The 4711-nt window shown below is 63.1% G+C and carries 6 protein-coding genes and 1 tRNA gene; 2 read left to right on the top strand and 5 right to left on the bottom strand.

Going from position 1 to position 4711, the window contains the following annotated elements:
* On the bottom strand, nt 1-390 hold a 390-nt coding region (locus tag EN781_RS26450), incomplete at its 3' end, for an N-formylglutamate amidohydrolase (RefSeq protein WP_189347870.1).
* Nucleotides 391-553: 163 nt separating this feature from the next.
* Between EN781_RS26450 and EN781_RS26445 the strand changes: the two genes are divergently transcribed.
* Both EN781_RS26445 and EN781_RS26440 read left to right on the top strand, forming a co-directional pair.
* Nucleotides 554-916, top strand: coding sequence for a response regulator (locus tag EN781_RS26445; RefSeq protein ID WP_006199474.1), 363 nt, complete (start codon nt 554-556; stop codon nt 914-916).
* A 112-nt stretch (nt 917-1028) separates the two neighbouring features.
* A tRNA-Val gene (locus EN781_RS26440) sits at nt 1029-1103 on the top strand.
* Between the two features lie 103 nt (nt 1104-1206).
* Here EN781_RS26440 and EN781_RS26435 read toward each other — a convergent pair.
* From EN781_RS26435 to EN781_RS26420, 4 genes are all read right to left on the bottom strand, one after another.
* Nucleotides 1207-1416 (bottom strand): hypothetical protein, encoded by a 210-nt coding sequence (locus EN781_RS26435; RefSeq protein ID WP_127400485.1) that lies wholly within the window; start codon nt 1414-1416, stop codon nt 1207-1209.
* Between the two features lie 292 nt (nt 1417-1708).
* On the bottom strand, nt 1709-2671 hold the full coding sequence (locus tag EN781_RS26430; protein WP_126058410.1) for a GDP-L-fucose synthase: 963 nt from the start codon (nt 2669-2671) through the stop codon (nt 1709-1711).
* Nucleotides 2668-3753, bottom strand: coding sequence for a GDP-mannose 4,6-dehydratase (gene gmd, locus EN781_RS26425; RefSeq protein WP_126058409.1), 1086 nt, complete (start codon nt 3751-3753; stop codon nt 2668-2670). The genes EN781_RS26430 and gmd overlap by 4 nt, the downstream gene beginning before the upstream one ends.
* A 99-nt stretch (nt 3754-3852) precedes the next feature.
* On the bottom strand, nt 3853-4711 hold an 859-nt coding region (locus EN781_RS26420; RefSeq protein WP_127400484.1), incomplete at its 5' end, for a DUF993 family protein.

Here is a 4711-nt window from a genome sequence, read left to right as displayed (position 1 = left end):
CGCCACCCGCGCGGAGCGGATGTTGCAGAAGGCCGGCACCGGCTCGGCGAACATGCGCGGGTCGAGCTCCCAGGGCTCCCGATTGACGTCGAGATAGGCGCGCGGGAAATTCGCCGCCAGCATGGGCGCGCCGAGCACCACGGCGCCGCCGAACAATTCGTCGACATAGCAATCCTCCGACCGGCGGATGGCGTTGCTGTCGAGCTTGGCCATGGCCAAAAAACGCTCGGGATAGTAGCGGCCGCTATGCGGCGAATTGAAGAGGAAGGGAACGCGCTGCTCGGCGCCCGATCGGATTTCGAAGGGTGGAACGACCGAAAAATCCTCGGCTGCCGTCTTCAATGTGAACGAACCAGGAAACAGCACTGCATCATGGTCTAAAACTGCCATCTCCCCGGCCGCATGTCCAGCATTTCAGCGCTCTGTCCCCGTTGTCAAAGTCGGGCTTATGCGCCCAACGTTCACTTGATGTTTACCGACACCTCCTCATATACAGGATGGTTAACGGGCTTGCCCGGCATCAACATCGGGCGGGTGATTCGGACGGGACATGATGGCACGCATTCTGCTGGCGGAAGACGATGATGATATGCGCCGGTTCCTCGTCAAGGCATTGGAGCGCGCCGGCTATCAGGTGAGCGATTTCGACAATGGCGCCAGCGCCTATGAGCGGCTGCGCGAGGAACCGTTCTCGCTGCTTTTGACCGATATCGTCATGCCGGAGATGGACGGCATCGAGCTTGCACGCCGCGCCACCGAGATCGATCCCGACCTCAAGGTCATGTTCATCACCGGTTTCGCCGCAGTAGCGCTCAACCCTGATTCCAAGGCGCCGAAGGACGCCAAGGTACTGTCGAAGCCGTTCCACCTGCGTGACCTCGTCAACGAGGTCGAGAAGATGCTGCAGGCGGCGTGAGGCGTTCCAGCTTGATCCCGGCGCGCCTTCGGGCGCGACAAAACGAGCCCTTCTTTCGTTTTTCCACCTATTGACGCGCCGGATCAAAAATGGTGTATGCGCGGCATCGGATGGGCGTGTAGCTCAGCGGGAGAGCACTGCATTGACATTGCAGGGGTCACAAGTTCAATCCTTGTCACGCCCACCATCCTAACAAATCCCCACGGGAACAAGAGAGTAGGGCAATACGGCAGCAGGATCTTGCCGCTGCCTAATCAGCCCTGCTCTCTCACTGGCTTACTCTCCTACACTCATTGCGGCCGAGGGTCGGGTCTGTTGGGCCTGTCGTGGTTGCCGTTCTTGCCTTCGCGGCACGGCGCATCGCCAATGCCGCAGCATTTGCCGTGATAGGTGACGTTCGGCTTGAGGTTATCGCAATCCCGGGGGGTGGTCGTCTTACAGCCCGCCACCACTGAAGCGGCGGCGATGGCAAGCAAGGCGTTTCTCGAAAGAATAGGCATGGACGTTCTCCTTGTGGACCGCGTTTGTTACGCAGCGCTGGGTCGCGTCCCTCCAAGGATTGGTTCAAACGAATCGGAAAATTTCTGCGAAGCCTTTCGCCATGCGCCGGCGAACAAGGCGCCGTTGCCGCTGGTGAGCGAGTGGCGCGTGTGGCGTGGAACCGCTCTTCCATCGACGACACGATTGCGCCTGTAGCCGAACGCGTCCACGACCGACTTTGCGTTGGCCATTGCCAGAAGGTGGCTGCCCAGCCCATCCCCTCATGCTGCGGCAATCAGCGTCGATTGCGGCTCAGCCCGCGCCGAGGCGAACGTCGCCTGTCTCGACATGCCGCAGAAACCACCCATAAGTCTGTTCCAATCCATCGCGCAGCGAGCAGCGCGGCCGCCAGCCCGTTGCAAACAGGCGCGACACGTCCAGCAGCTTGCGCGGCGTGCCGTCCGGCTTTGTCGCGTCGAAGGTTACCGTGGCTTCGACGCCGACCACGGACAGGATCGTGCGGGCAAGCTTGCCAATGCTGATGTCTTCTCCCGAGCCGACATTGACGTGGCCGTCGCCGGAATAGTTCTTCAGCAGCCAGACAAGCGCATCGGCGGCGTCGTCGACATGCAGGAACTCGCGCATTGGCCTGCCCGATCCCCAGACCTCCAGCTGCTTCCCGCCGGCACGCTTGACCTCATGCGCCTTGCGCATGAGGGCCGGCACGACATGGCTGCTGGTGAGGTCGAAATTGTCGCCCGGACCATAGAGGTTGGTCGGCATGGCGGAGATGTAGTCCACGCCATACTGACGCCGGTAGGCCTGGCAGAGTTTCAGCCCGGCGATCTTGGCGACCGCGTACCATTCATTGGTGGGCTCGAGCGGACCGGTCAACAGCGCGTCTTCGGGGATCGGCTGCGGCGCGAGCTTCGGATAAATGCAGGACGAGCCGAGGAACAGGAGCTTCCGCACCTCGCAGCGGAAGGCGCTCTCCATGACATTGGTCTGCACCACCAGGTTCTCGTGGAGAAAGTCGACCGGAAGCGTGTCGTTGGCCAGGATGCCGCCGACCTTTGCGGCCGCCATTACCACTGCGTCCGGCCTGTGCTCGGCCATCCAGCGCCGCACGCCGGCCTGGTCGAGAAGGTCGAGCTCGCTGCGCGCGACCGTCAGGATTTCGCAATCCTCGCCTGCCAGTCGGCGCGCGACAGCCGAGCCGACCATGCCGCGGTGCCCGGCAACGAAGACCCGTTTGCCCTTCAAATCGAAAGTCATCGGCCCACCCCCGGGCGGAACGTCCGCCCTGCCATGGCTGCATCGTCAAAATCCGCGAGGTCGGCCTGCACCATTTCCGCCACCAGATCCCTGAAGCCGGTCCTGTGCGACCAGCCCAGCACGGCTCTCGCCTTGGACGCGTCGCCGACCAGGAGGTCGACCTCGGTTGGCCGGAAATAGCGTGGGTCGATGCGCACCAGGACCGCGCCCGAAACGGCGTCGATACCCACTTCGTCTGCGTCATGGCCTTGCCAGAGCACGGTGCGCCCCGTCTCGGCGAAGGCCAGTTCGACGAATTCGCGCACCGAATGCGTCTCGCCCGTCGCCAGCACGAAATCGTCGGCCTCGTCGTGCTGGAGGATGCGCCACATGCCCTCGACATAGTCGCGCGCATGGCCCCAGTCGCGTCTGGCGTCGATATTGCCGAGATAGAGCACATCTTGCCGCCCGTGATGGATCGCGGCCACCGCGCGCGTGATCTTGCGGGTGACGAAGGTCTCGCCACGGCATGGACTCTCGTGGTTAAACAGGATGCCGTTGGCCGCGAACATGCCATAGGCCTCGCGGTAGTTGACCGTCGTCCAGTAGGCGTAGAGCTTGGCCGCCGCATAGGGCGAGCGCGGACGGAAGGGCGTCGTCTCGTTCTGCGGCGCCACCGACGCCTTGCCGTAGAGTTCCGAGGTCGACGCCTGATAGAAGCGCACCGACCTTTCGAGGCCGAGGATACGGATCGCCTCCAGCAGCCGCAGCGTCCCCAGCGCATTGGCATTGCCCGTATATTCCGGGTTCTCGAAACTCACCTGGACATGGCTCTGGGCGCCGAGATTGTAGATTTCGGCGGGTCGCGTCTCCTGCACGAGGCGGATCAGGTTGGCCGCGTCGGTCAGATCGCCATAGTGCAGGAAGAGGCGTGCGTCGCGCTCATGCGGATCGACATAGAGGTCTTCGATACGCCCGGTGTTTGATGAGGACGAGCGGCGTTTGACGCCGTGGACGACATAACCCTTCTCAAGCAGCAATTGCGCCAGATAGGCTCCGTCCTGCCCGGTCACGCCGGTGATGAGCGCCACTTTGCCCGTCATTGTCCGTCTTCGCCCGCCCCTCGGGAGAAACAGGGAAAACAGATTTGCCCGGCCAAGGCAAATTTATGGTCTTCGAACGGAACCGATCGGTGGTCGAGGTCAAACGCCTGCGACGGCGCAGAGGCTCTTCATTCGGGCCACCGCAAGCTCGGGATCGGCCAGCAATCCCGCCTGGTCGGCCAGCCGGAACACATCGGCATAATGCAGGATGCCGCGCGCCGACTGCATGCCGCCGACCATCGCGAAATGCTCCTGATGGCCATTCAGCCATGCCATGAAGACGATGCCGGCCTTGTAATATTCGGTCGGCGCCTCGAAGATCTTGCGCGACAGCGGCACCGTCGGCGCCATCAGTGCGTCATAGCCGGCGCGGTCGCCATCGGTGAGCCTGGCCAGCGCCGCGTTGGCGACCGGCGCGATGGCGTCGAAAATGCCGAGCAGCGCATGCGAGTGCCTCCTGCCGTCGCCGGCGATCAACTCGGGGTAGTTGAAGTCGTCGCCGGTGAACATGACGACGCCTTCCGGCAACCGATCCCGCAGCGCCACCTCCTTGCTGGCATCGAGCAGCGATATTTTTATGCCTTCGACCTTGCCGGCATGCCGCTCGATGATGGCCACGACCGTATCGAGCGCCGTCTCGAAATCGCCACTGCCCCAGTATCCCTTCAGGGCCGGATCGAACATGTCGCCCAGCCAGTGCAGGATCACTTTGCCTGACGCCTGCGAGAGGATCCGGTCGTAGATGCTGGAATAGTCGTCCGGGCCCCTGGCGACCGCCGCCAGCGCGCGGCTCGCCATCATGATCGCCTTGCCGCCCTGCCCCTCGATGAAGCCGAACTGCTCCTCATAGGCGGCAATCACATCGTCGAGCGTGCTCGCCGCGGAAGGCGCCAGATGATCGGTGCCGGCCCCCGAAGCGAGATCGGCCCCTTCGACGGTCCGCGCCTCTGCAATCGAG

The sequence above is a fragment of the Mesorhizobium sp. M4A.F.Ca.ET.090.04.2.1 genome (assembly GCF_003999085.1).
Taxonomy (GTDB): domain Bacteria; phylum Pseudomonadota; class Alphaproteobacteria; order Rhizobiales; family Rhizobiaceae; genus Mesorhizobium.
Note: the sequence above shows the minus strand (reverse complement) of the source record. Positions and strands in the feature narration are given on the sequence as shown.